Genomic DNA, 1,298 nt, shown 5'->3' on the forward strand with positions numbered 1-1,298 from the left:
GGAACTGTCAGGAATTCTGTGCGCGAGGCCGGTTTCGTCATTGGCTGACGAACCTTTCGCCGAAGACGACGGCGAACTGGGTCTTGGCCTCGAACCATTCGCGCGGCGGTCGTTTCCATTCCTCGGCCGCGTGGTTCAGCACCAAATATAGCAGCTTCATGGCCGCATCGTCACTGGGGAAGTGTCCCCGGGTGCGGACGGCGCGGCGCAGCTTGGAGTTCAGCGCCTCTATGGCGTTCGTGGTGTAGATGATCCGCCGCACGCTTTCGGGATAGGCAAAGAATGGGACGACGTGCTGCCAATTGCGCCGCCAGCTTTGGGTGATCGCCGGATACCGCTGCCCCCAGTAGCTGGCTTCGAAGTCCTCAAGAGCCTTCATGCCGGCTTCGGCGTCCTTGGCCCGGTAGATCGCGCGCAGCGCCGGGACGACGGACTTGCGGTCCTTCCAGGACACGAACTCCAGGGAATGACGGATCAGGTGCACGATGCAGGTCTGGACGACAGTCTGGGGAAAGACGGCGTTGATCGCCTCGGGGAAGCCCTTGAGGCCGTCGACGACGGCGATCAGGACGTCGGCGACGCCACGGCTCTTCAACTCGTTCATGACGCGCAGCCAGAACTTGGCGCCCTCGGTCTGCTCGATCCAGATGCCGAGAATCTCCTTCGTGCCGTCGGGCAGGATGCCGAGCGCGATGTAGACGGCCTTGTTCCTGACGAAGCCCTCGTCCCTGATCTTGACCCGTATGGCATCGAAGAAGACGAGCGGATATACCGCGTCCAGCGGCCGGTTCTGCCACTCGGCCACTTCCTCCAGGACCGCATCGGTAACCGCCGAGATCAGGTCCGGCGACACGTCGATGCCGTAGAGCTCCTCCAGATGGCCGCGGATCTCGCGCACTGTCATGCCGCGCGCGTACATGGAGATGATCTTGTCATCGAAATCGGGAAAACGGCGCTGGTATTTGGCGATCAGCTTCGGATCGAAGGTCCCGGCCCGGTCGCGCGGGATCGACAGCGTCATCTTCGACGTGCCCGTCAGCACCGACTTCCGCGAATGGCCGTTGCGGCGATTGACGCTGCCGTCGGTGCGTTCGTCCTCAAGGTGCTCGTCGAGTTCAGCGTTCAGAATCCGTTCCGAAAGCGCCTTCTTCAGGTCGTCGAGCAATCCGTCCTTGGCAAACACCTCATTCGGATCGCGGCCGGCAAGCAGTTGGTCCAGAAGTTCCTTCTCAATAGCCATGCGATGATTCTCTCCTTTCCATCATCATGGCCTCGCGCACAGAATTCCCGACAGTCCC

1 protein-coding gene is annotated in these 1,298 nt (G+C 61.6%); it reads right to left on the minus strand.

Annotated elements, in window-relative coordinates; all coding sequences use genetic code 11:
* Positions 1-37: 37 nt before the first annotated feature.
* Positions 38-1,240 carry an IS256 family transposase gene (locus NKH43_RS35200; RefSeq protein WP_023720604.1) on the minus strand — a complete coding sequence of 401 codons (1,203 nt, stop codon included), beginning with the start codon at positions 1,238-1,240 and terminating at the stop codon, positions 38-40.
* Positions 1,241-1,298 lie beyond the last annotated feature (58 nt).

This window comes from Mesorhizobium sp. M1163 (assembly GCF_040318415.1).
Taxonomy (GTDB): Bacteria; Pseudomonadota; Alphaproteobacteria; order Rhizobiales; family Rhizobiaceae; genus Mesorhizobium.